The organism is Streptomyces noursei, from assembly GCF_016917755.1.
Lineage (GTDB): Bacteria > Actinomycetota > Actinomycetes > Streptomycetales > Streptomycetaceae > Streptomyces > Streptomyces yunnanensis.
In genome coordinates this window covers 5,368,752-5,393,033 of record NZ_CP070326.1, presented here as the reverse complement: position 1 = coordinate 5,393,033, position 24,282 = coordinate 5,368,752, and the positions used below count along the sequence as shown (strand labels likewise).

The window sequence follows — 24,282 nt, the reverse complement described above, 5'->3', positions numbered from 1 at the left end:
ACGGGCCTATCCGACCGCCGCGTACGCGTCGTCGAAGGCGTCGTCCGAGCAGTCCACCGGCAACATGCCCGTGCTGCGCTCGTATTCCGTACGCGCGGTTTCCAACAGGCGACGCCATGACGTGACCGTCGGGCGGCGGCGCAGCAGCGCCCTCCGCTCGCGTTCCGTCATACCGCCCCACACGCCGAACTCCACCCGGTTGTCCAGGGCGTCGGCCAGGCACTCCGTGCGCACCGGGCACCCGGTGCACACCGCCTTGGCGCGGTTCTGCGCCGCCCCTTGCACGAATAGTTCGTCCGGATCGGTAGTGCGGCAGGCTGCCTGTGCACTCCAGTCGGTTACCCAGCCCATGCTGGCGCCGTCCTCTCCCCAAATCGAGGCTCCCCCACGGCGGCAAACGGCATATTCACCGTTGCCAGTTGAGGACGTTACGGAAGGCGGGCAGGGCGCAACACCCCCTTCGGGCCCAATCTTGAATGGCCCGAACGGACTATGCGTACGCGGCAGATCACCCAACGGAGTGACCGTGCGACATACGTCACTTCCCTCCCAAGCGGGACACTTCACTGTGATGGCAAGGGATTTCTGGCACACAGCGGACATGTGGGACAGTGCCCAACCGAGGAGTAGGGGTTGACGAACTGAGGCGAAACCGTTCCGCTGCGGCAGGTGGGAACAGGCTAAACGAACAGGTGCGCCCCTGTCCGGCGAATGAGAACGTAGGGTGCCCTCATGGCTAAGAAGCGCGCGGGCGGGGGTCGGTCCAGAACCCAGCAGGCCGCCAAGTTCCTCGGGGTCAGCGTCCTCGCCGGAGCGGTCCTCGCCGGGATCGCGCTCCCGGCGGCCGGTGCGCTCGGCCTCGCGGCCAAGACGTCCGTCGAGGGATTCGACGACATCCCGGCCAACCTCAGGACCCCGCCGCTCAGTCAGCGCACCACCATCCTCGACTCCGACGGCGGCGAGATCGCCTCGGTCTACTCCCGCGACCGCACCGTCGTCCCCCTCAAGGACATGTCGCGGTACGTCCAGCAGGCGATCGTCGCCATCGAGGACGCCCGCTTCTACTCGCACGGCGCCATCGACGTGAAGGGCATCCTGCGCGCGGTCAACAAGAACGCCCAGTCCGGCGGCGTCTCCCAGGGCGCGTCCACCCTGACCCAGCAGTACGTGAAGAACGTCTTCATCGAGGAGGCCGGCGACGACCCGGACAAGGTCGCGCAGGCCACCCAGCAGACACTCGGCCGCAAGGTCAAGGAGCTGAAGTACGCGATCAAGTTGGAGGACAAGCTCGGCAAGCGCAAGATCCTCCAGAACTACCTCAACATCACCTTCTTCGGCGAGCAGGCGTACGGCGTCGAGTCCGCCGCCCAGCGCTACTTCAGCAAGCACGCCAAGGACCTGACCCTGGAGGAGTCGGCGCTGCTCGCCGGCATCGTCCAGTCCCCGACGCGGTACGACCCGGTCAACCACCCGCAGGCGGCGACCGCGCGGCGCAACACCGTCCTGCGGCGGATGGCCGACCTGAAGAACATCACCCGGGCCGAGGCCGACGCGGCCGCCGCCCGGCCGATCAAGCTCAAGATCAGCCGCCCGCAGAACGGTTGCATCACCGCCACCGACGGCGCCGGCTTCTTCTGCGACTACGTCCGCGAGGTGCTGCTGAACGACAAGACGTTCGGCGCGACCCGTGAGATCCGTTCACAGCGCTGGATGCAGGGCGGTCTGACCATCCGCACCACCCTGGACCGGCAGTCCCAGAAGGCGATCCAGGCGTCGCTGAGCAAGCACGTCTACGAGGACGACCCGGTCGCCGCGGCCGGCGCCGTCGTCGAGCCGGGCACCGGCAAGATCCTCGGCATGGGCCAGTCCCGCCCGTACGGCTTCGGCACCAACCAGACCCAGATCAACCTCTCGGTCAACCGCAAGATGGGCGGCGGGGCCGGCTACCAGCCCGGTTCGACCTTCAAGCCGATCATCGCGGCGGCCGCGCTGGAGCAGGGCGTCAGCCCGTACCAGCAGTACTCCTCGCCGTTCAAGATGGCCTACCCGCGGCCGGTCCAGACCTGCACCAACGAGTGGAACGGCACCGACACCGTCCAGAACGAGGACCCCAAAGAGGTCGGCCCGTACGCCATGAAGGAGGCGACCGCGAAGTCGGTCAACACCTACTACGTGCAGCTGATCAGCGACATGGGCGTCTGCCCCGCGGTCACCATGGCCAAGAAGATGGGCATCCAACCGGCCGACGGCAAGTCGCTGAAGCAGGTGCCGTCCATGGCGCTCGGCATCCAGGAGATGTCCCCGCTGACGATGGCCGCTGCCTACGCCACGTTCGCCAACGAGGGCACCTACTGCTCCCCCGTCGCCATCGAGTCGATCACCGACGCGCAGGGCAAGGCGCTGAACGTCCCCAGGACCAGCTGCCACGGCGCGATGTCCAAGAAGACCGCGGACACCGTCAACGCCCTCCTCAAGGGCGTCGTCGAGGACGGCACCGGCAAGCAGGCCGGCCTCAAGGGCCGCGACAGCGCGGGCAAGACCGGCACCACGGACAGCCGCTACGCCGCCTGGTTCGTCGGGTACACCCCGAACGCGGCCGGCGCGGTCTGGGTCGGCGACCCGCGGCACCAGCGCCAGATGTACGACATCACCATCGGCGGCGTCGCGCACGACAAGGTCTACGGCGCCGACACCCCCGGCCCCATCTGGCGCGACATGATGGCCGGTGCGCTGGACGGCCGCCCGGCCCCGGCCCTGCCGACGGTCCCGCTCGACGACCCCAAGGGCAACGGCGACGACGGCAACAAGGGCAAGGACAAGCCCCAGCAGAAGCCGAAGCCCCAGCCCGGCGACGGCGACAACAAGCCCGGCGGCGGCTGGCACATCCCCGGCTTCCCGGACATCCTCGGCGGCGGGAACGGCGGCTGGTGAACGCGGCCTGACCCGCACGGCGAACACGGAGAAGGGGCGCCCTCACGACGAGGGCGCCCCTTCTCACATTCCACGACGGCCGGCCGCGCGGGCCGGTCGTCGCCTCCGGCCTCAGCCGGCCAGCAGCTTCTTCACCATGGCGGCGATCCGGCCGCCGTCGGCCCGACCCGCCACCTGCGGGTTGACGATCTTCATCACGGCGCCCATGGCCCGCGGACCCTCGGCCCCGGCCCCGGCGGCCTCCGCCACGGCCGCGGCGACCAGCGCCTCCAGCTCCTCGTCGGTCAGCGGCTTGGGCAGATACCCGGCGAGCACCTCGCCCTCGGCCCGCTCGCGCTCGGCCTGCTCGGCCCGGCCGCCCTTGTCGAACGCCTCCGCGGCCTCGCGGCGCTTCTTGGCCTCCCGGGCGATGACCTTCTCGACCTCGCCGTCGGACAGCTCGCGCGCCTGGCTGCCCGCCACCTCCTCCTTGTTGATCGCGGTCAGCGTCAGACGGAGGGTGGAGGAACGCAGCTCGTCGCGCGCCTTGATCGCGGCGGTGAGGTCGTCCCTGAGCTTGTCCTTGAGCGTGGTCATGCCGTCGAGTATGCCCCGCCCCACCGACAACCGCCGCGCCTTTTCCCGCGCGCGCCCCGCGACACCCGCCCGCCTCCGCACGGCGCACCCGCCCCACCGCCCCCGCCAAGATCACGTCTCCCCGTCCCCCGTCCTCTCTGCGACGATGGACCCATGCGCGCGCGATACGGAGTTCCCCTGTCCCTTGCCGCGGTCGGCGCGGCCGGCCTGGCCTACGCCGCCGGCTTCGAAGTCCGCTCCTTCCGCCTGCGACGCGTCACCGTGCCCGTACTGCCCCACGGCATGCGGCCGTTGCGCGTCCTGCAGGTCTCCGACATCCACATGGTCGGCGGGCAGCGCAAGAAACAGCGCTGGCTCCAGTCGCTCGCAGGGCTCCGCCCCGACTTCGTCGTCAACACCGGCGACAACCTCTCCGACCCCGACGGCGTCCCGGAGACCCTGGACGCCCTGGGCCCCCTGATGGAGTTCCCCGGCGCCTACGTCTTCGGCTCCAACGACTACTACGGCCCCCGGCTGCGCAACCCCGCCCGCTATCTCGTCGAGAAGGTCCAGGGCCGGCACGGCCTGAACGGCAACGCCCCCGTCGTCGGCGCCGTCCACAACCCGTGGGAGGACCTCCGCGACGCCTTCGACGCGGCGGGCTGGGTCAACCTCTCCAACACCCGCGGCCGCCTGAAGCTGGAAGGCGCCGAGATCGCGCTGACCGGCCTCGACGACCCGCACATCAAGCGCGACCGTTACGCCGAGGTCGCCGGCGGCCCGGAGTCCGACGCCGACCTCTCGCTGGCCGTCGTCCACGCCCCGTACCTGCGCGCCCTGGACGCCTTCACCGCCGACCGCTATCCGCTGATCCTCGCCGGCCACACCCACGGCGGCCAGCTGTGCGTCCCCTTCTACGGTGCCCTCGTCACCAACTGCGACATCGACACCCAGCGCGTCAAGGGCCTCTCCACCCACACCGCCGACGGCCACACCTCCTACCTCCACGTCTCCGCCGGCTGCGGCACCAACCGCTACACCCCGGTCCGCTTCGCCTGCCCCCCGGAGGCCACCCTGCTGACGCTGACGCCCCGCGGCTGACGCCCCGCCGCCCGCCCGGCCCGGTCCCCGACTCCCCTCCAGGAGCCGGGGACCGCGTCATTTCGGCGTGACCTCGGTCACTTCACCCCCTTTCACCTCCCGCCCCTCCTCTCCCCCGCCCCTCGCCCCCTCCGACCCACCCCGACAAAACCGCAGGTCAGTCGGGTTTCCACCACCGACCGAAACCGGATTTCACCTACGGGGATCAGTCCGCTAAAGTAGAGCTCGTTGCTTCGGGGTGTAGCGCAGCTTGGCAGCGCGCTTCGTTCGGGACGAAGAGGTCGTGGGTTCAAATCCCGCCACCCCGACTGAAGGAACACCAGGTCAAGGGCCTGATCCTCACTGAGGATCAGGCCCTTGCCGCATTTGCGGTGCATCGTGGCGCTGTTGTCCGCGCAGGAGTTGGCACCGAGGGCGCCGCGCGGTGGATGGCTGCTGGACGGCAGGGTTCGGCGAGGCGGGCCGCTGCCCTCCCTCATCGCCAACAGTGGGGCAATTGCCCCTAAAGCCGGTTTCGTTCGGGGGTTCTTCCGCGACTTCCGCGATGAGTGGGCCGGCACCGAATACGGAACGGGCTGGCGCGGCACGTCCGCTCTGCGCGCTCCGACTGAGTGCGTCCGGCCGCCCGCGCCATTCGGCGCCGGTCCCTCCCCTCGTGGGGACCGGTGCCGCATGGCGCGGGCGGCGTCGATCCGCGCCCCCCGTACCGGCGCGGATCTGGGAACAGCCGGACCCGTGGTCGACGCGGTGGTCCGGCGAAGACCTCGGCTTCACGGACGACCGGCGCTCGCGCGCCGGGCCCGTCACCACCGGCCCGCGGCTCCGGCGGCCGGTGGCCGGGAGAATGCGGAGGGATGCGCTTGCTCGTCCGCGGATCTGGTGACCCGTCCCGCGTCCGGGTAGTACCGGTTGGTGTGCCGTTGCGTCGTGATCCTGCCAGCTGTGGCTTCCCCCGAGGAGGTTCCGGTATCGAGCCGAGGGCTTAACCGCAGGTCAGCCAGTTAAGGTTGGTTTTCCGGTCCGGATGTCCAGGTGCGGGGGAAGTAAGGGGTAGAACCTTGAGTTCCGACTCAGGGGCACGCACAGCCTTCGCCGAACGCCTCGCGTTGCTGTACAAGGAGGCCGGCAACCCGCCCCTCAAGAAGGTGGCCGAGGGGGTTGTCCGACTCCAGCGGGTCGACGAGCGAGGACGGCCCGTGCGGGTCTCCGTCCAGCGGATCAGCGACTGGCGACGGGCCAAGAACGTGCCGGCGCAGTTCGCCGCCCTCGCGGCGGTGCTGCACATCCTCATCCCCCAGGCCCGGCGCCTGCGGTCGACACCGGTGTCCGCCGGTCTGTACGACCTGGCGCAGTGGCAGCGCCTCTGGGAGCGCGCGGTCGCGGACCCGGTCGGCGACCGCGCCGCGCCCGCCGCACAGGCGGAGGAGCGTCCCGCGGCCGACGCCCCGACCGTCACCGGTGTGTGCCCGTACCGGGGGCTCGCCCCGTATCGCCAGCAGGACGCCCGGTGGTTCTTCGGCCGGGAGCGGAGCACCGAGGCGCTCGTCGCCCAGCTCTGCGCGGCGGAGGGCACCGGCGGCCTGATCATGCTCGTGGGCGCCTCGGGGGCGGGGAAGTCCTCCTTGTTGAGCGCCGGTCTGGTGCCCGCGCTGCGCAGCGGCGCGCCGGGCGACGGGGACGGCCGGGAGCGGGTCGTACTGCAGCTCGTACCGGGCGGCGATCCGCTCGGGGAGCTGACCGGCAAGATCCCCGAGCTCGCCGCCGTCCTCGCCGCCGAGGACGGATCGGCCGAGCGCCGGCCCGGTACCCCGCAGTTCGCGCGCGCGGTACAAGAGGCCGTCGCGGCGTGGGCCCGCCGCGAGGGGGCCTCCGCCGCCGCCCGTCCGGTCGTGATCGTGGACCAGTTCGAGGAGGCGTTCACCCTCTGCTCCGACGAGACGGCCAGACGCACCTTCATCCAGCTCCTGCACGCGGCGTGCACGCCCTCCCCCGATTCCTCGGACACTCCGCCACCCGTCCTCGTCATCATCGGCATACGCGCCGACTTCTACGAACAGTGCCTGGGCCACACCGAACTGGCCGACGCGCTGCAGCACCGGCACATGGTGCTCGGGCCGCTGACCACGACGGAGCTGCGCGAGGCGGTGACCGGCCCGGCCAAGGCGGTGGGGCTGGAGATCGAACCGGGCCTGGCCGAGCTGATCGTCCGGGAGGTCAGCGCCGACGGCCCCGGCGGGGCGCACGACGCGGGGGTGCTGCCGCTGCTCTCGCACGCCCTGCTCGCCACCTGGCAGCGCCGGAAGGCAGGACGGCTGACGTTGGCCGGCTACCGCGCGGCGGGCGGGATCCAGGGCGCGGTGGCTGCGACCGCCGAGCGTGCCTGGAGCGGCCTCGACCCGACGGGGCGCACCGCCGCGCGGCTGCTGCTCCTGCGGCTGGTGCGGCTGGGCGAGGACACCCAGGCCACCCGCCGGCGCGGGACCCGGCGCCAGCTGTCGGAGGAGTCGACGGACCCCGGCAAGACGGAGGAGTCGCTGGAGGCGCTGGTCCACGCCCGCCTGGTGACGCTCGACGCGGACGCCGTGGAGATCACCCACGAGGCGCTGCTGCACGCCTGGCCGCGGCTGCGCGACTGGATCGACGAGGACCGCAACGGCAACCTGCTGCGCCAGCGCCTGGAGGAGGACGGTCGGGCCTGGGAGGGCTCGGACCGCGACCCGTCGCTGCTGTACCGGGGTTCCCGTCTGGAACAGGCCCGTACCTGGGCGCAGTCCGCCGGCGACACCTCGCTGACCCGCAGCGCGGTGGAGTTCCTGGCCGCCTCGGTCCGGCTGCGCAAGCGCATCGTCTGGCTCAGCCGCGGCGCGGTGGCGGCACTGGTGGTCATGGCGATGCTGGCCGTCGGTTCCGCGGTGGTGGCGTGGCAGCAGCGGGACGACACCGTCTTCCAGCAGGTGCTCGCCGAGGCCGACCGCGCCCAGTACGCCGATCCGTCCCTGTCGGCCCAGCTCGACCTGGTGGCGCACCGTCTGCGACCCGGCGACGAGGACACGACCAACCGGCTCATCTCGATCGTGAACGCCCCGCTGGCCACGCCCGTGCTGGGCCACACCGGCGCCGTCTACCTCACCTCGTTCAGCCCGAACGGGCGGATCCTGGCCACCGCCAGCTACGACCGGACCGTCCGGCTGTGGGACGTGTCGGACCGGACGCGCCCCCGTCCCCTGGGCGCGCCCCTCACCGGCCACACGAGCTGGGTGAGCACCGCCGTCTTCAGTCCGGACGGGCACACCCTGGCCAGCGCGTCGGACGACGGCACGTTCCGGATGTGGGACGTGCGGGACCCCGCCCACCCGCGCGCGCTGGGCACCCCGTCGACCGGCCATGACGGCACGATCTACCTGCTCGCCTTCAGCCCGGACGGGAAGACGCTGGCGTCCGCCACCGAGGACCACACCGTGCGCCTGTGGGACGTCGCCGACCCGGGCCGGCCCAGGCCGCTGGGGGCCCTGACCGGCCACTCGGCCGCGGTGCGCTCGGTGGCGTTCAGCCCCGACGGGCGGACGCTGGCGGCCGGCGGCGACGACGCCGCGATCCGGATGTGGGACATGGCCGATCGACAACACCCGGAGCCGATCGGCACGGTGCTGGCCGGCCACTCGGCCACGGTGCACTCGGTGGCGTTCAGCCCCGACGGCCACACCCTCGCCAGCGGCAGCGCGGACAACACCCTCCGTCTGTGGGACGTGGCCGACCCGCGGCAGGCGAAGCCGATCGGCGAGCCGCTGACCGGCCACACCGGGCCCCTGTGGTCCGTGGCGTTCAGCCCCGACGGCAACATGCTCGCCGCGGGCAGCGCGGACAGCACGGCGACGCTGTGGAACGTCAGCGACCCGGAGTACCCCTCGCAGGTCGGCGAGTCCCTTGCAGGCGGCAGCGGCGAGATGTACGCCGTGGGCTTCAGCCCCGACGGGCGCACCCTCGCGACGGGGAGCGGCGACGGCAAGGCGCGGCTGTGGTCGATCCCGACGACGGACATGGTCGGCCGGTTCGGCGCGTTCCGCCCGGACGGGCGGGTGCTCGCCACGTCCGCCCGGGATGGCCGGGTCCGGCTGTGGAACGTCGCGAACCCCGACCGCCCGGTACCGCTCAGCGCCCCCTTCATGCCACGGGACGGCGCCGACCGCGCCCTGAAGTTCTCCCCCGACGGCCGCGTCCTCGCCATGCACACGGCGCACCGGAAGGTGTACCTGTGGAACGTCACCGACCCGACCCGGCCGGTCTCCTACGGTCCGCCCGTCATGCTGCGGACGCGCTACGCGGGCCCCCAGGCCATGGCGTTCAGCCCGGACGGCCGCACGCTGGCGACCGCCATGGACGACCGCACCATCCAGCTGTGGAACGTCACCGACCCCGCCCATGCCGTCCCGCTCGGCACGCCGCTCACCGGCCACCAGGGCTACGTCAACGCCCTCGCCTTCGCACCCGACGGCCGCACGCTCGTCAGCGGCAGCGCGGACGCCACCATGCGGCTGTGGAACACCGCCGACCCGCGGCACGCCACGCCGATCGGCAAGCCCCTGACGGGGCACCTCGGCCCGGTCGGGGTGCTCGCCTTCAGCCCGGACGGCCGCACGTTGGCCAGCGGCAGCGACGACGACACCGTCCGACTGTGGAACCTGGCCGACCCCGGCCGGGTGACCCGGTTGGGCTCTCCCCTCACGGGCCACACCGAGGCGGTGGTGTCGCTGTCGTTCAACGAGAGCGGCCGGACGCTGGCCAGCGGCGGCAGCGACAACACGGTCCGGTTCTGGAACGTCGCGGACCCGTCCCGGGCCAGCGCCATCGGGCAGTCGACGAGCCCGCGCGCCAAGGCGGGCAACTTCCTGGCGTTCAGCCCCCAGAGCCGCATGCTCGGCGTGGCGAGCGGCGCCGGTACCGTCCGGCTGTGGAACCTGGACACCGACACGGCCGTTCGTCGTATCTGTTCGACCACGCGGGGCGTGCTGACGCCGGAGAAGTGGCATGAGTATCTGCCCCAGCTCTCCTACGCGCCGCCGTGCAGCGAGTGACGAGGGCGAGGGGCCCGGCGATCGGCGCCCGCGCGAAGTGCCAGGCGGGGCGCCGCCGGCCGGCGCCGGGGCCCCTCAGGCGGTGACGCCGGGTGAAACCGGTCACAACTCCGCACTTGAATTCGGCAGTTGACTCCCGCCGCGGGGACAGCCTTGCTAGGCTGGGGCACAGCCCGATCGCTGGTGCATCCCCCGTCGCCAGCGATCGGGCGTTTTGTTGTCCCGTGCGGGCACGAAAAAAGCCGCGCGCCGCCCGCGTGCGAAGGCCGCGCATGGTCCTGACAAAGCACCGGACCGCCGGCCGGTGGTCCGCGTAGGGTCGGTCCCCGTGACTTCTGCGAAGAGTTCCGAGACGCGTCCGAGTACAGCGACGGCTTCGGGGCCGGTGACGGGTACGGGGTCCGCGGCGGTTCCGGACCCGGACCGGCGGCCCGCGACGTCGAACCCGTTCTTCTCGGCCAGTGAACTTCCCTACGGGCTACCGCCCTTCGCCCGTATCCGGCACGAGCACTTCCGGCCCGCCTTCGAACGGGGCATCGCCGAGCAGCTGGCCGAGGTGGCCGCCGTCGGGGCCGACTCCGAGCCGCCGACGTTCGAGAACACCGTGGCGGCGCTGGAGCTCAGCGGCGCGGTGCTGCGGCGGGTGTCCGCGGTGTTCTTCAACAAGGCCAACGCGGACACCGACGAGGCCACGCAGGAGCTGGAGGCGGAGATCGTGCCGCGGCTGGCCGCCCACGAGGACGCCGTGCTGCTCGATCCCGCCCTGTTCGCCCGCCTGGAGACGCTGTACGAGGCGCGTGCCGGACTCGGGCTGGACGGTGAGCAGTTGCGGCTGCTGGAGCGCCACCACGCGGCGCGGGTGCGGGCCGGGGCGCGGCTGGCCCCCGAGCAGCAGCGCCGGCTGCGGGAGTTGAACGCCGAGATCGCCACCCTGTGCACCGACTTCCGGCGGAATCTGCGGGCCGACACCGCGGCGGCCGCGCTGGTGGTGGACCGCGCCGAGGAACTGGCCGGACTGCCCGACGACGAGATCGCCACGGCCGCCGAGAACGCCCGGGCGCTGGGGCACGACGGCCGCTTCGCGCTGAGCCTGCTGAACTTCACCAACCAGCCGCAGCTCGCCGCGCTGGAGGACCCCGCCCTGCGGGAGCGGCTGCTGACCGCCTCCATGGGGCGGGGCGGCGCCACCAACGGGTCCGTCGCGATCGCCGTGGCCCGGTTGCGGGCCGAGCGCGCCGCCCTCCTCGGGCACTCCAGCCACGCGTCCTGGCAGGTCGCCGACCAGACCGCGGGGACGACCGACGCCGTGGCGGAGATGTTCGGGAAGCTGATCGGCCCGGCCCTGGTCCACGCCGAGCGGGAGGGCGCGGCGCTGGCGGACGCCGCCGGCGTCGCGGAGGTCGGCGCGGCCGACTGGCAGTTCTACGCCGAGCGGGTGCGCCGGCAGCGGTTCGACCTCGACGCGGCGGCACTGCGCCCCTACCTGGAGCTGGAGGCCGTCCTGCGGGACGGCGTCTTCCACGCCGCGACCCTGGTGTACGGGATCACCTTCGCCGAGCGCCCCGATCTGGTCGCGTACCACCCGGACGCCCGGGTCTTCGAGGTGCACAATGCCGACGGCAGCCCCCTCGGCCTGTATGTCGGCGACTTCCACGCCCGGGAATCCAAGCGCGGCGGCGCCTGGATGAACGAACTGGTCACGCAGTCACACCTGTTGGGGCAGCGGCCCGTGGTGGTCAACAACCTGAACATCGCCAAGCCGGCGGCGGGCGAACCGGTGCTCCTGAACTGGAGCGAGGTCACCACGCTCTTCCACGAGTTCGGGCACGCGCTGCACGGGATGTTCTCCGACGTCCGCTATCCGCTGCTGGCCGGCACCGAAGTGCCGCGCGACTTCGTCGAGTTCCCCTCGCAGGTGAACGAGATGTGGGCGGAGTGGCCCGAGGTCCTGGCCCGTTATGCCCGGCACCACCGCACCGGGGAGCCGATGCCACCCGAACTGCCGTCCAGGCTGCGGGAGGCGGAACGATTCGGCGAAGGTTTCGACAGCGTCGAACACCTGGCCGCGGCCGTCCTGGACTGGGCCTGGCACACAGTGCCCGCCGACGAACTGCCCACCGCGGACGGCGTCGAGGCGTTCGAGACGGCCGCGCTGGCACGCCACGGACTGGCCCACCCTGCGATCCCGCCCCGCTACCGGACCGGCTACTTCGCCCATGTCTTCGGCGGCGGCTACGCGGCCGGGTACTACGGGTACCGCTGGGCGGAAGTACTGGACGCGGACACCGTGCGCTGGTTCCGCGAGAACGGCCGGACGGTCCGCGAGAGCGGCGAGATCTTCCGCCGGGAACTGCTCAGCCGGGGCAACAGCATCGACCCGATGGCCGCGTTCCGCGCGGTGCTGGGACGCGACCCGGACTTCGGGCCGCTGCTGGCACGGCGGGGGGCCGGGCCCGCGGAGTAGCCGACCGGGCGCCGGCGGCCCACGGCCCGGCCCCGGCGCCCGGTCGCCGTCCCTACTCCCCGTCGTCCGCCACCGCCCGCCAGGTGACCGGGCGCGCGCCGTCACCGTCGCCCTGGAAAGTCAGCGAGGCCGGCGGGTCGCCCTTCGGCAGCATGTGGATGGTGCACTCGGTCACCGTGGCGCCCGGCTTGACCATCTTGTGGGGGACCGCTTCGGGGCACTGGGGAACACCGGGGCCGCCGATGTCCAACAGGATCATCTTCCGTGCCTGCTGGCCGCTGACGCCGGTCAGCGTCAAGTTCTCGTTGAGGCCCGGGTAGAGCTCGTACGCACCGGTGTTCCGGTACTCCACCGTCACGTAATACGGGACGAGCTTCTTCTGGTCCGCTTTCAGGTCGAAGCGGCTCAGATCGGCCAGGGAACCGGTGCGGACGCTCTTGGGCGTGGCCAGGACGGTCGCCGTGTGACGGTCGCCGTCCGTGGTGACCGCGTCGGTGGGCTGGTGCGGGGGCCGCACCCCGGGCGCGCCCTGCCGGGCACCGCCGATCTGCCAGATCAGGGTGTCGCCACCGTCGTCCTTGTAGGAGACGTTCCCCGGCTTCAGCCCCTTGGGGAGCATGAAGATCTGGCAGAACGACGTGGTCTCGCCCGCCGCCAGCGTGTCCTTGCCGGACTCCTGGCACTCGGGCGGCAGACCGTTGCTGGTGGCCAGCGGGTTGGTGCGGAACAGCGAGACCTGCTCGCCGGCCTGACCGTCCACCCCGTTGACGGAGAAGTTCCGCTCCGGATACAGCCCGCTCACCGGCTTCTTGCCGGTATTGGTGTAGGAGACGGTGAGGTAGTACGGGGCGAGCCCCTTGAGGTTGTCGTCCAGCCGGATGTGCGCGAGGTCCGCGGGGTGGCCGAGGGCCAGGCGGGTGGGCTTGAGCCGCAGCGGATGCGCCGTGTGGTCGGAACCGGTCCAGGTGCCGGCGCGGGACGCGGACTCCATCGGCTGCGGCGCGGCGGGCAGCACGCCGGCGGACGCCTCCGCCTGCGGCGTCCTGCTCGGCGCTCCCCCGCACCCCACGGCCAGCAGCATGAGCACGCCCGCACCCGCGGCACCGGCCAACCGTGTGCGTACCCGCACGGAAAACCCCCGTTGTCGACAATGACCGGCCCGAACCGACCGGGCAGTCCGCCACATTAACGGGCCGGACGCGGCGCCCCCACGGCGGGCCCGACGGACGGACCCGCCCTCCCTCAAGCCGGCTTGCTCGCCTTCAGGGAATACATGAGCGGGACGCGGGGCCGGTCGTCCGGGAAACGGTAGTAGCCGTCCTCGCCCCGCCGCAGCACACCGAAACGCTGGAAAAGCGTCATGTCGTGCTCGTGCAGGAACTCCACGCGCAACCCGGCCCCGACCACCGCACTGACCACATCCCCCAGGGAATGCTGCCATTCGACGCTCCTGTTGTGGACCGTCCGCGCCTCGAAGTCCGTATAACTGCCGGGGGCCTCCTCGTCCCACGCCTCGGTACGGAAATAGTCGTGGGCGACCTGCGAGCCGGTCTTGTCGTCCAACACATCGGCCAGCGGGTGGAATTCGGCGAGATAGAGGAAACCGCCGGGCGCCACCAGCGCCGCGACCGTCTCGGCCCAACCGACCAGGTCCGGGAGCCAGTTCACCGCCCCTATGCCGGTGTAGACGATGTCGTACGCGGCGTCGGGCACCGCTTCGGCGGCGTCGTAAACGTCGGCGGCGACGAAGGCCGCACGCTCCGGGCCGTAGCCGAATTCGGCGGCCAGATCGCGGGCCGTCTCGATCGCCGGTTCGGAGAAGTCGAGTCCGACGACCCGGGCGGCGCCGCGGTACGCCCACGACAGCGTGTCCTGGCCGAAGTGACACTGAAGATGGAGCAGGCTCCGACCGGTGACGTCGCCGACCTCCGCCACCTCGAAGTCGCGGATCACATCCCGGGTCCGCCGGAATTCGTCCTGGTCGTAATAATCGCTCGCGGTGTGGAGAGCGACGCGCTCGTCCCACCTCGCGCGATTCGCCTCACGCCAGCCGTCGGGACCGGTCTGTTCTCGCATAGCCCGAAGTTATCCACAGCCCTTCGGCCTCGCCAACGGAAATTTCCCCGCCGGGCGCAGAATGGCCCCATGACTGACGAGACCACAGGCCCCGGCCGCACCCCCGCCGACCCGTCCCCCGCCCTCCCCCATTCCGCCGACGCCACGAAGGAAACGGCGGACCCGACCGCCACCATGCCGGACTGGGAGAAGCGCTTCCGCGCCCCGCGGATCGGGCTGCCGGAATGGGCCGAGTACGCCCCGGACCGCTCCCTGTTCGTCTCGAACGCCACCGGCACCTTCGAGCTCTACACCTGGGACCGCGCGACCGGCACCCAGCGGCAGGCCACGGACCGCCCGCACGGCACCACGGACGGGACGCTGTCACCGGACGGCGAGTGGGTCTGGTGGTTCTCGGACACCGACGGGGACGAGTTCGGCGTCTGGATGCGTCAGCCCTTCGCCGGCGGCCCGGACGAACCGGCCGTACCGGGGCTCGCCCCCTCCTACCCGGGCGGGCTGGCCATCAGCCGGGACGGCACGGTGGTGGTCGGCTGCTCCACCGACGAGGACGGCTCGACGGTCCACGTCGCACGGCCCGGCCGGCCGCCGGTGGAGATCTACCGGCACCGCGAGTCGGCCGGCGTCGGCGACCTCTCCCACGACGGATCGCTGATCGCCATCGAGCACACCGAGCACGGCGACGCGATGCACTCCGCCATCCGCGTCGTGCGGCCGGACGGCACGACGGTCGCCGAGTTGGACGACACCAACGGCGGCACCGAGGAACTGGGCCTGTCGGTGATGGGTTTCGCGCCGGTGGACGGCGACAGCCGACTGCTGGTGGGGCATCAGCGGCGGGGCCGCTGGGAGCCGATGATCTGGGATCCGCTGACGGGCGGGGAGACCCCGCTGGAGATCGACCTGCCCGGCGACGTGGGCGCGGACTGGTACCCGGACGGCTCGGCGCTGCTGGTGGAGCACGAGTACCAGGCCCGCAGCGAACTGTGGCGCTACGAGCTGGCCACGCCACCGTCCGGCGCGGACGCCCAGGGCGCTCCCCTCACCCGGGTCGAGACCCCCGCGGGCACGGTCTCGGGCGCCACCGCCCGCCCCGACGGGACGGTGGAGTTCCTGTGGTCGTCCGCCGCCCAGCCGCCGGAGGTGCGCTCGACGGCCGGCACGGTCGTCCTGGACCCGCCCGGCATGAAGGCCCCCGGATCGGTCCCGGTGACGGACGCCTGGGTGGACGGCCCCGGCGGCCGCATCCACGCCCTGGTGCAGCAGCCGCCCGGCGCGGGGCCCTTCCCCACCGTCTTCGAGATCCACGGCGGCCCGACCTGGCACGACAGCGACGCCTTCGCCTCGTCGCCGGCGGCCTGGGTCGATCACGGCTTCGCGGTCGTCCGCGTCAACTACCGGGGCTCGACCGGCTACGGCCGCGCCTGGACGGACGCGCTCAAGCACCGCGTCGGCCTGATCGAGCTGGAGGACATCGCCGCGGTGCGGGAGTGGGCGATCGCCTCCGGTCTCGCGGATCCGCAGCGGCTGGTGCTCGCCGGCGGCTCGTGGGGCGGCTATCTGACCCTGCTGGGCCTGGGCACCCAGCCGGACGCCTGGGCGCTCGGGCTGGCCGCGGTCCCGGTGGCGGACTACGTCACGGCGTACCACGACGAGATGGAAGCCCTGAAGGCCATGGACCGCACCCTCCTGGGCGGGACGCCGGAGGAGGTCCCCGAGCGCTTCGAGGCGTCCTCCCCGCTGACGTACGTCGACGCGGTGCGGGCCCCCGTCTACATCTCCGCCGGCGTCAACGACCCGCGCTGCCCGATCCAGCAGGTGGAGAACTACGTCCAGCGCCTGGAGAAGCGCGGCCACCCCCACGAGGTCTACCGCTACGACGCCGGCCACGGCTCCCTCGTCGTGGAGGAGCGCATCAAGCAGGTCCGCCTGGAGCTGGACTTCGCCCACCGCCACCTGACGAATGCGGGGGCCACGGAGTCCGAGTCGAACGAGAAGGCCGAGTCGAGCGAGAAGGTCGAGTAGCGACGCTGTGGGGCGGGTGGGGGTGGGTGGGGCGGGGGGGGGGAGGGGAGGGGAGGCCCCCCGGGGGAGCCCCCTACCTGCCGGCCGTGACTTCAGTCCCGGTCGCGCCCTCGCCGGTCGCGCCCTCCTCGGCCGCCGCCCCCACGGGCCCCTCAGGCCCCTCGGGCCCCTCGGGCCCCTCAGGGAGGATGCCCAGGGCGGCGTCCTTGGCGGCCTCGGCCTCGCGACGGACCAGACGGAACCACATGAAGAGGACAAAGCCCGCGAAGACGAACCATTCGCCGGTGTACCCGAGGTTCTGGAACGCCTTCATGTCCAGGCCGGTGCCCTCCACCGCGGCCGGCGGGACGGCGCGCAGCGGGGCGGGCGGGTCGGTGAGCGTGATCCAGGCGTCGTAGACGCCGTACGGCACGATGTTGACCAGCGACGCCGCGCTGATCATGCCGAGCTGCCCCTTCGGCAGACCGCCGCCCGCCCGGACCCCGGCCGTGCCCTCGTTCTCGGACGCCTGCAGCGCGCCGACCACGGTGACCTCGCCGGTGGGCGGCGCGGGCACCTTCGCCGTGTCGGCCGTGGCGTTCGCGTCGCCGGGCAGCCAGCCGCGGACGACCGGGAGGGCCTTGCCCCCGTCCGTACGCAGCAGGGTCAGGACGTAGAAGCCCTGCTGGTCGCCGTTCTTGCCCTGGAGGGTGCGGCCCGGGACCAGTAGTTGGTGCGTGGCGTCGAAGCGGCCACGGGCACTGGCCTGGCGGCCGGAGGTGACCTGGTCGACCGGCAGCAGGCTCTGCAACGGCCGCGGAGCCGCGGCCGCGGCGTCGGCGGTTCGGTTCTCCTGCTGGTGGTGTGAGGCGACCCGGGCGTCGAAGCGGCTCAGCTGCCAGCTGCCCATGAAGATGCAGAAGGGGATCGCCAGCACGGCGAAGACGTTGATTCCCCACCACCGCGGGGTCAGCAGGAACCGGTACACCCCACCAACGGTACGGGGCCCGCGCCGCACGGCCGCACCGCCCCCTCCTCGCCGCGGTTCCGGCCCCGGGACCTGGGTGGTTGCCGTTCTGAGCCCGGTGCCCGACAGCCTTCCCTCGTCCATACCGACCGCCCTCCGCCCATGCCGCACCACCCCGCGCCCGTACCGAACGGACAAGGGCCCCTTCAGGTTCCCCAAGTGAAGCCTCGGGCCCATCAGGTGCCCCCTTCGCCCCCAGACAGCGCTCCGGGTTGCTCCCCAGACGGCGTTCCTCCCCGGCAGCCGAGGCTTCCTCAGGTGCTCCTGGCGAACGAGCCGTCATCAGGTCTGCCGCACGGCCATGAACGTCACCAGGTCTGCCGAGCAGCGTCTGCCGAGCAGCCGAAGCCTCGTCAGGTCTGCCATGCGGCCGAGGTGCCATCCGGGCTCCGGGCGGCCAAAGCATCGCCAGATCGCCGGACAACCGAAGCGCCATCAGGTCTCCGGGCGCGGCACCCGCGGCACCCCCCGTTCTCCGGGGAGCGCGCCGCAGGGCTCCGTCCTCGGGCAGGGCGCCGCTCGGCCTACGGTGCGGCCAGCGGTGCCGTGCGGTACACCGTGCCCGCACAGGCGTCGGGGATCTTGGTGTCGGCCGCGGTGGGCGGACCCGCCTCCGGCGTATGGGTCAGGAGCACGCCGCCGGCCGCCGCCCCGCCGTCACCGGAGCCGTCACCGCCGCCGGCCTGGCCAGCGGTGCCACTGCCGCTGCCGCTCGTCGTCGCCGCGGCGGCCGGCGAGTCCCCCGGCGCCTTGGACGGGTCGGGCGTCGGCGACGGTCCCGGGCTGACGCATCCGGTCGTGCCGCCGCCGGCCGCCGGGATCCAGGCGAACTTGACCTCGTACGCCTGCCCCGGCTTCAGCACCAGTTGGTCCGGGGTGGTCGCCGGGTCCGGCAGCCCGGTGGCGTCGTCACCCGAGGTGTGGTCGACGACGTGGATCTTGTCCGCCTTGGTGGAGCCCTGCGGGGTGAGGTCCACGGTCCCGCCGCCCTGCACGGAGCAAGCGGAATCGGACGTGTTCACCACCCGGAACGCGCCGTAGACCCGGCCCGACGCGTCGGCCGGGCGGACCGTTCCGGTGCCCTTGCCGAGCTGATCGCGCCCGCAGACCGGTGAGGTGACGTCCATCGTCGTGTCGGGTGCGGGTGTGCCCGCGCCGGTGCCGGGCAGGCCCGCACCGGGCTTCTCGGCGTCCTTGCCCGCCTTGTCCGCCGGCCGGTCAGCGCTGGGCTTCCCCCCGCTCCCGCCGGTCGGCCGGGTGCTGGCCTTCTCGGTGCCTTCGCCGCGCGTGCCGCTGGTGTCGTGCTCGGCGTCCCGGCTGCTGGCGGCGTTGGCCGGACGGTCGCCGGGGCCGTCGCTGAAGCTCGCCACGTGGACCATCGCCGGGATCGCCGTACCGCCGAGCAGCAGCGCGGCGGCCGCGCCCACCACGGCATGGCGCCGCCGCTGACGACGGGCCGGGACCGCCTGCCGCAACCGCTCCAGGGCGTCCGGCGCGGGCTCCAGGTCGACGACGCGGGACTGCAGCAGCCGCCGCAACTCGTCCTCACCGCCGAAGCCGTCACCACCGCGCCCGAAGGCGTCGCCGCCGAAGCCATCGCTACCGAAGCCATCGCCGCCGAAACGGCCACCGGCGAAGTCGTCACCAGCGAAACCGTCGACGTCGGATCGACCGCCGCCGGCCCACCGACCGGCCTTCTCCCTCCGGCCGTCCCGGGTGTCCCGGCCGTCCCGGGCGTCGCCCTCGCGCCAGTCCCCGTCGTACCCGTCGTGCCCGTCGTGCCCGGTGTTCTCCCGGTCGGGTCCTGCCGCACTCACGCCGGAGCCTCCATGGCAACGCGGAGCGCCGCTATCCCCCGCGAGCCGTACGCCTTGACCGAGCCGAGCGATATGCCCAGCGTCTCGGCGACCTGAGCCTCCGTCATATCGGCGAAGTAGCGGAGCACCAGCACCTCGCGCTGGCGCCGTTGCAGCCCGCGCATGGCCTTGATGAGCTGATCCCGCTCCAGCAGGTCGTACGCGCCCTCCTCGGCGCTCGCCATGTCGGGCATGGGCTTGGAGAGCAGCTTCAGCCCGAGGATGCGCCGACGCAGCGCGGAGCGCGAGAGGTTGACGACCGTCTGCCGCAGGTAGGCCAGGGTCTTCTCGGGATCGCGCACCCGGCCACGGGCGGAGTGCACGCGGATGAAGGCTTCCTGTACGACGTCCTCGCAGGAGGCGGTGTCGTCGAGAAGCAGCGCCGCCAGGCCGAGGAGCGAGCGGTAGTGCGCGCGATAGGTCTCGGTGAGGTGGTCGACTGTGGTGCCGGCTGCCATCGCGTCGTCAGTGTCCCCACGCTGCGTCGAGAGCTGCGCGGGGCGCGCGGCGGACCAGGGGGCGATCACCGGCATGCCCCCGGATACCCGTGGGTGCTGCGGGCGCACTGCCGCGCCTGCCGCTCCCGCCGGGGCGATGGTGAATCCGAGTACCTCTGCCACGCCTGTTGGACACGCTTCCCCCCAAAAGGGTTGTACGCGCAAGGCACCGCTTGTGGCGATGCGTCGAATGCCCTCATGCGCACCAGCTCTTCCCAAATGCCCCAATTACCCTGATGCGACTGCGTTGACACAGTCGCCCCGCCACCCCAGGGCCCCGGAAGCGACCCGCGAAGACCGCGGACCGCCCCAGGAGGTGACCCGGAAAGACGCCACCCACCGGCCGGCGGTTGCAACCTCGTGGGAAGCGAATGATCGAACAGAACATCAGCCCAGATCAAGTGGCTCGGACCAGCACCTCATACACGAAATCTTCACACGTCCCACAAATTATGTCGCAGGCGGCCACCCCGTCGCAGTCCCTCCCGACAACTACCGCACCCCACACGAAGATCAGCGCCCGAAGCCCCCGGGGCGCTGAGCGTGCGCAGCGGAACCAATGCCACAGCGGAACAGAAACAAAAGGAGGCAACAGAAACCGGAGCAGGACCAGGACCAGGACCAGGACCAGGACCAGGAGCAGAAACCGACAAAACCTCAGAAATGTCCACGCATCCGCCCGGCACCCCCAGACCGCCCTACCCCCGCAACTCCCCCACCACCAACTCCCCGATCTGCGCCGCGTTCAGGGCCGCGCCCTTGCGCAGGTTGTCCCCGCACACGAACAGTTCCAGCGCCCGCGGATCGTCCAACGAGCGCCGCACCCGCCCCACCCACGTGGGGTCCGTCCCGACCACGTCCGACGGGGTCGGGTACTCGCCCGCCGCCGGGTCGTCGAACAGGACGACCCCGGGCGCGGCCGCCAGGATCTCGTGCGCGCCGGCGACCGTGACCTCGTTCTCGAAGCGGGCGTGCACGGCCATCGAGTGCGTGGTGAGCACCGGCACCCGCACGCAGGTCGCGGTGACCGGGAGTTCGGGCAGCCCCAGGACCTTCCGGGACTCGTCACGGATCTTCAGTTCCTCCGAGGACCAGCCGTCCGCCTGGAGCGACCCGGCCCACGGCACGACATTGAGGGCGAGCGGGGCGGGGAACGGCCCCAGGGTGTCGCCGATCGCCCGCCGGACGTCGCCCGGCGCGGCGCCCAGTCCCGTACCGGACACGGCCGAGAGCTGCGCCCGTAGCGTCTCGGCGCCGGCCTGACCGACCCCGGACGCGGCCTGGTACGAGGAGACGACCAGCTCGCTCAGCCCGTACTCGGCGTGCAGCGCACCGAGCGCGACGATCATCGACAGGGTGGTGCAGTTCGGGTTGGCGATGATCCCGCGGGGGCGCATCCGCGCCGCGCACCCGTTGACCTCGGGGACGACCAGCGGCACCTCCGGATCCCCCCGAAAAGCGCCCGAATTGTCCACCACGACGGCGCCCTTGGACACCGCGACCGGCACCCACTGCGCGGCGACCTCGTCCGGCAGGTCGAACATCGCGACGTCGATGCCGTCGAAGGCGTCCTCGCTCAGCGCGAGGACCTCGACCTCCTCACCGCGCACGGTCAGCTTGCGGCCGGCCGAGCGGGCGGAGGCGATCAGTCGGATCTCGCCCCAGACGTCGGCCCGCTCGGAGAGGATCCCGAGCAGGACGCGGCCGACGGCACCGGTGGCGCCGACGACCGCGAGGTGCGGCTTGGCGGCCGGGCGGGCCCCCGCCCCAGCCGTGTCGGCGAGGGACGGGCGGCCCGCCTCGGCCGGGATCATCGTCCCGTGCCGCCGTAGACGATCGCCTCGTCACTCTCGCTGTCGAGGCCGAAGGCGCTGTGCACCGCCTGGACGGCCTCGTTGACGTCATCGGCACGGGTGACGACCGAGATGCGGATCTCGGAGGTCGAGATGAGCTCGATGTTCACGCCCGCGTTCGACAGCGCCTCGAAGAACGCCGCGGTCACGCCGGGGTTGGTCTTCATGCCGGCGCCGACCAGCGAGATCTTGGCGATCTGGTCGTCGTAGCGGAGCGAGTCGAAGCCGACCGCGGCGCGGGTCTTCTCCAGCGCCGCGACGGCCTTGCGGCCCTCCGCCTTCGGCAGCGTGAAGGAGATGTCCGTCAGCCCGGTGGAGGCCGCCGACACGTTCTGGACGACCATGTCGATGTTGACCTCGGAGTCGGCGATGGCACGGAAGATCCGCGCGGCCTCGCCCGGCTTGTCCGGGACCCCGACGACCGTGACCTTCGCCTCGGAGGTGTCGTGCGCGACGCCCGAGATGATTGCCTGCTCCATCGGCCTGTCCCCTTGCGGTTCGTTGCTGACCCACGTGCCCTTCAGCCCCGAGAAGGACGAGCGGACGTGGATCGGGATGTTGTAACGGCGTGCGTACTCGACGCAGCGGTGCAGCAGCACCTTGGAGCCGGAGCTGGCCAGCTCCAGCATGTCCTCGAAGGAGATCCAGTCGATCTTCCGGGCCTTCTTCACGACCCGCGGGTCGGCGGTGAAGACACCGTCCACGTCGGTGTAGATCTCGCAGACATCGGCGTTCAGGGCGGCGGCCAGCGCCACCGCGGTGGTGTCCGAACCACCGCGCCCCAGCGTCGTGATGTCCTTCTTGTCCTGGGACACGCCCTGGAAGCCGGCGACGATGGCGATGTTGCCCTCGTCGATCGACGCCTTGATGCGGCCGGGCGTGACATCGATGATCCGGGCCTTGTTGTGCACGGAATCGGTGATCACACCGGCCTGGCTGCCGGTGAAGGACTGCGCCTCATGGCCGAGGTTTTTGATCGCCATCGCCAGCAGGGCCATGGAGATCCGCTCTCCGGCGGTCAGCAGCATGTCGAACTCGCGCCCCGACGGGATCGGGGACACTTCCTGCGCGAGATCGATCAGCTCGTCCGTCGTGTCGCCCATCGCCGAAACCACCACGACAACCTGGTTGCCGTTCTTCTTGGCCTCGACGACTCGCTTGGCAACGCGCTTGATGCCCTCGGCATCCGCAACGGATGAGCCGCCGTACTTCTGCACGACAAGGCCCACGTGCGCTCCTCGCAACTGTCTCTGCGGGAGGGAGTCCCTCCCGGACCCCCGGAAATGGGGGTACTGCGGTCGGCTCAGTCTAACGAGCGGGCGGAATCCGCCCCGCTACCACCACATCGTGAGACACCGAACCCACGCTCTGATCAACTCGCCCACCCGGGCTCCCTTCCTGCGGAAGGTGCCCATGAGCGTGCCGAACGCGGTCCGTGAACACGGTGTCCCTCGCCGGTCCAGCGCGGTGCTCCGTCGCACCGGCTCGGCCTGCACCTGCCCGCTTCACCTCCGGGCACACGGGAACGTAACCCAGGTCACACCCGGCGCCCGGCTTCAGCGTACGGCGGTGCGGCCGTCGCTCACACCCCGTGCAGCCCCAGCGGGCCGGCGATCTCGGCCGCCATGACCTTGCCCGCCTCCTCGGCGAGCCGGTCCTCGTCCCCGGCGGCGTCGCTGTCGGTGTCCAGGCCGTCCAGCGCGTCCAGCGGCTGGTCGAGGCGTACGTGGGCGACCAGCGACTGCAGGGCCCGCAGGGCGGCCGAGGCGGTCGGCCCCCAGTTGGCGAGGTAGGAGAACTGCCACCACCACAGGGCCTCGGTGACCCGGCCCTCCCGGTAGTGCGCCAGCCCGTGCCGCAGGTCGGTGATGATGTCGGCGAGGTCGTCGGAGATCCGGGAGGCCACCGGCTCGCTGCGCGGCACGTACGGGTCGAAGACCTCGGAGTACACGTCCACCGGGTCCAGCAGGCGCGCGAACCGCTCGCGCAGCTCGTCCACGTCCGGCTCCGGGCCGGTGTCCGGTTCGTACCGCTCGTCGGGAACGATGTCCTCGTGGGCGCCCAGCCGGCCGCCGGTGAGCAGCAGCTGGGAGATCTCCAGAAGCAGGAAAGGCACCGCGCTGTCCGGCTCGTCGCCCTTGGCGACCTCGGTCACCGCGACGATGAAGCTCTCGATCGAGTCGGAGATCGAAACGGCGAAGTCGTCCGGGTTCTGTGTCGTGTCGTGCAGCGTGGCGTCAGACATCGAGAAGTCTCCTCCCTTCGAAGGCCCGCCCGAGCGTGACCTCGTCTGCGTACTCCAGATCGCCTCCGACCGGCAGCCCACTGGCCAGTCGCGTCACTGTGAGGCCCATCGGCTTGATCATCCGGGCCAGGTACGTGGCCGTGGCCTCGCCCTCCAGATTCGGGTCGGTGGCCAGGATCAGCTCGGTGACGGTGCCGTCCGCGAGCCTGGCCAGGAGTTCCCGTATCCGCAGGTCGTCGGGTCCGACGCCCTCGATCGGACTGATCGCCCCACCGAGGACGTGGTAGCGGCCGCGGAACTCCCTCGTCCGCTCGATCGCCACGACGTCCTTGGGCTCCTCCACGACGCAGATGACCGCCGGATCGCGCCGCGGGTCAAGGCAGACCCGGCACTGCTCCTCCTGCGCGACATTGCCGCACACGCTGCAGAACCGGACCTTCGCCTTCACCTCCATCAGCGCGTTCGCGAGCCGGCGGACATCGGTCGGCTCGGCCTGAAGGATGTGGAAGGCGATCCGCTGCGCGCTCTTGGGACCGACGCCGGGCAGCCTGCCCAACTCGTCGATCAGGTCCTGGACCACGCCTTCATACACGGAACGTCT

Annotated in this window: 16 protein-coding genes and 1 tRNA gene; 6 read left to right on the top strand and 11 right to left on the bottom strand. The window is 71.8% G+C overall.

The window, feature by feature from the left end; genetic code table 11:
* Positions 1-6: 6 nt before the first annotated feature.
* A complete protein-coding gene (locus JNO44_RS23870) occupies positions 7-351 on the bottom strand; it encodes a WhiB family transcriptional regulator (RefSeq protein WP_039634300.1) in 345 nt (114 codons plus the stop codon).
* A gap of 381 nt (positions 352-732) precedes the next feature.
* Between JNO44_RS23870 and JNO44_RS23865 the strand changes: the two genes are divergently transcribed.
* Positions 733-2,931: a transglycosylase domain-containing protein gene (locus JNO44_RS23865; RefSeq protein ID WP_205366021.1), complete on the top strand. Its 2,199-nt coding sequence runs from the start codon at positions 733-735 to the stop codon at positions 2,929-2,931.
* Positions 2,932-3,042: 111 nt separating this feature from the next.
* Here the strand turns inward: JNO44_RS23865 and JNO44_RS23860 are convergent, their stop codons facing one another.
* Complete coding sequence (locus JNO44_RS23860) at positions 3,043-3,507, bottom strand: GatB/YqeY domain-containing protein (RefSeq protein WP_205366020.1); 465 nt, start codon at positions 3,505-3,507, stop codon at positions 3,043-3,045.
* A 153-nt stretch (positions 3,508-3,660) separates the two neighbouring features.
* On the opposite strand from JNO44_RS23860, the gene JNO44_RS23855 reads away from it, so the two are divergent.
* The 4 genes from JNO44_RS23855 (at position 3,661) to JNO44_RS23840 (ending at position 12,123) form a co-directional block, all read left to right on the top strand.
* Positions 3,661-4,587, top strand: a complete 927-nt coding sequence (locus JNO44_RS23855; protein ID WP_205366019.1) for a metallophosphoesterase — start codon at positions 3,661-3,663, stop codon at positions 4,585-4,587.
* Between the two features lie 234 nt (positions 4,588-4,821).
* Positions 4,822-4,895: transfer RNA gene (locus JNO44_RS23850), tRNA-Pro, on the top strand.
* Between the two features lie 750 nt (positions 4,896-5,645).
* The gene (locus tag JNO44_RS23845) at positions 5,646-9,659 is read left to right on the top strand and encodes an nSTAND1 domain-containing NTPase (protein ID WP_205366018.1); all 4,014 of its coding nucleotides are present in this window, start codon (positions 5,646-5,648) and stop codon (positions 9,657-9,659) included.
* Positions 9,660-10,044: 385 nt separating this feature from the next.
* Positions 10,045-12,123 carry a M3 family metallopeptidase gene (locus JNO44_RS23840; RefSeq protein ID WP_205366017.1) on the top strand — a complete coding sequence of 693 codons (2,079 nt, stop codon included), beginning with the start codon at positions 10,045-10,047 and terminating at the stop codon, positions 12,121-12,123.
* Positions 12,124-12,175: 52 nt separating this feature from the next.
* Here JNO44_RS23840 and JNO44_RS23835 read toward each other — a convergent pair whose 3' ends face one another.
* Entirely contained in the window at positions 12,176-13,252 is a 1,077-nt protein-coding gene (locus JNO44_RS23835) for a hypothetical protein (RefSeq protein ID WP_240167642.1), read from the bottom strand.
* Between the two features lie 113 nt (positions 13,253-13,365).
* The gene (locus JNO44_RS23830; protein ID WP_205366016.1) at positions 13,366-14,199 is read right to left on the bottom strand and encodes a class I SAM-dependent methyltransferase; all 834 of its coding nucleotides are present in this window, start codon (positions 14,197-14,199) and stop codon (positions 13,366-13,368) included.
* A gap of 174 nt (positions 14,200-14,373) precedes the next feature.
* Here JNO44_RS23830 and JNO44_RS23825 point away from each other — a divergent pair, with 174 nt between their 5' ends.
* A complete protein-coding gene (locus tag JNO44_RS23825; protein WP_205370346.1) occupies positions 14,374-16,224 on the top strand; it encodes a S9 family peptidase in 1,851 nt (616 codons plus the stop codon).
* A 73-nt stretch (positions 16,225-16,297) separates the two neighbouring features.
* Here the strand turns inward: JNO44_RS23825 and JNO44_RS23820 are convergent, their stop codons facing one another.
* The 7 genes from JNO44_RS23820 to recR all read right to left on the bottom strand — a co-directional run bounded on the left by JNO44_RS23820 (position 16,298) and on the right by recR (position 24,273).
* Positions 16,298-17,191, bottom strand: a complete 894-nt coding sequence (locus JNO44_RS23820; RefSeq protein WP_205366015.1) for an SURF1 family protein — start codon at positions 17,189-17,191, stop codon at positions 16,298-16,300.
* Between the two features lie 563 nt (positions 17,192-17,754).
* A complete protein-coding gene (locus tag JNO44_RS23815; protein ID WP_240167641.1) occupies positions 17,755-19,047 on the bottom strand; it encodes a hypothetical protein in 1,293 nt (430 codons plus the stop codon).
* Positions 19,044-19,619, bottom strand: a complete 576-nt coding sequence (locus JNO44_RS23810) for a SigE family RNA polymerase sigma factor (protein ID WP_018536550.1) — start codon at positions 19,617-19,619, stop codon at positions 19,044-19,046. The genes JNO44_RS23815 and JNO44_RS23810 overlap by 4 nt, the downstream gene beginning before the upstream one ends.
* A 662-nt stretch (positions 19,620-20,281) precedes the next feature.
* Entirely contained in the window at positions 20,282-21,397 is a 1,116-nt protein-coding gene (locus JNO44_RS23805; protein ID WP_205366014.1) for an aspartate-semialdehyde dehydrogenase, read from the bottom strand.
* Positions 21,394-22,665 (bottom strand): aspartate kinase, encoded by a 1,272-nt coding sequence (locus JNO44_RS23800; protein ID WP_205366013.1) that lies wholly within the window; start codon positions 22,663-22,665, stop codon positions 21,394-21,396. The genes JNO44_RS23805 and JNO44_RS23800 overlap by 4 nt, the downstream gene beginning before the upstream one ends.
* Before the next feature lie 353 nt (positions 22,666-23,018).
* Positions 23,019-23,681: a DUF5063 domain-containing protein gene (locus JNO44_RS23795; RefSeq protein ID WP_039634322.1), complete on the bottom strand. Its 663-nt coding sequence runs from the start codon at positions 23,679-23,681 to the stop codon at positions 23,019-23,021.
* Entirely contained in the window at positions 23,674-24,273 is a 600-nt protein-coding gene (gene recR / locus JNO44_RS23790; protein ID WP_039634325.1) for a recombination mediator RecR, read from the bottom strand. Before recR ends, JNO44_RS23795 begins: the two co-directional genes overlap by 8 nt.
* Positions 24,274-24,282: the final 9 nt, after the last annotated feature.

What these genes read in the sequence shown, in the direction of transcription:
- JNO44_RS23870 (WP_039634300.1), bottom strand. Translation starts at nt 351, where the DNA reads ATGGGCTGGGTAACCGACTGGAGTGCACAGGCAGCCTGCCGCACTACC.
- JNO44_RS23865 (WP_205366021.1), top strand. Translation starts at nt 733, where the DNA reads ATGGCTAAGAAGCGCGCGGGCGGGGGTCGGTCCAGAACCCAGCAGGCC.
- JNO44_RS23860 (WP_205366020.1), bottom strand. Translation starts at nt 3,507, where the DNA reads ATGACCACGCTCAAGGACAAGCTCAGGGACGACCTCACCGCCGCGATC.
- JNO44_RS23855 (WP_205366019.1), top strand. Translation starts at nt 3,661, where the DNA reads ATGCGCGCGCGATACGGAGTTCCCCTGTCCCTTGCCGCGGTCGGCGCG.
- JNO44_RS23830 (WP_205366016.1), bottom strand. Translation starts at nt 14,199, where the DNA reads ATGCGAGAACAGACCGGTCCCGACGGCTGGCGTGAGGCGAATCGCGCG.
- JNO44_RS23825 (WP_205370346.1), top strand. Translation starts at nt 14,374, where the DNA reads ATGCCGGACTGGGAGAAGCGCTTCCGCGCCCCGCGGATCGGGCTGCCG.
- JNO44_RS23810 (WP_018536550.1), bottom strand. Translation starts at nt 19,619, where the DNA reads ATGCCGGTGATCGCCCCCTGGTCCGCCGCGCGCCCCGCGCAGCTCTCG.
- JNO44_RS23805 (WP_205366014.1), bottom strand. Translation starts at nt 21,397, where the DNA reads ATGATCCCGGCCGAGGCGGGCCGCCCGTCCCTCGCCGACACGGCTGGG.
- JNO44_RS23795 (WP_039634322.1), bottom strand. Translation starts at nt 23,681, where the DNA reads ATGTCTGACGCCACGCTGCACGACACGACACAGAACCCGGACGACTTC.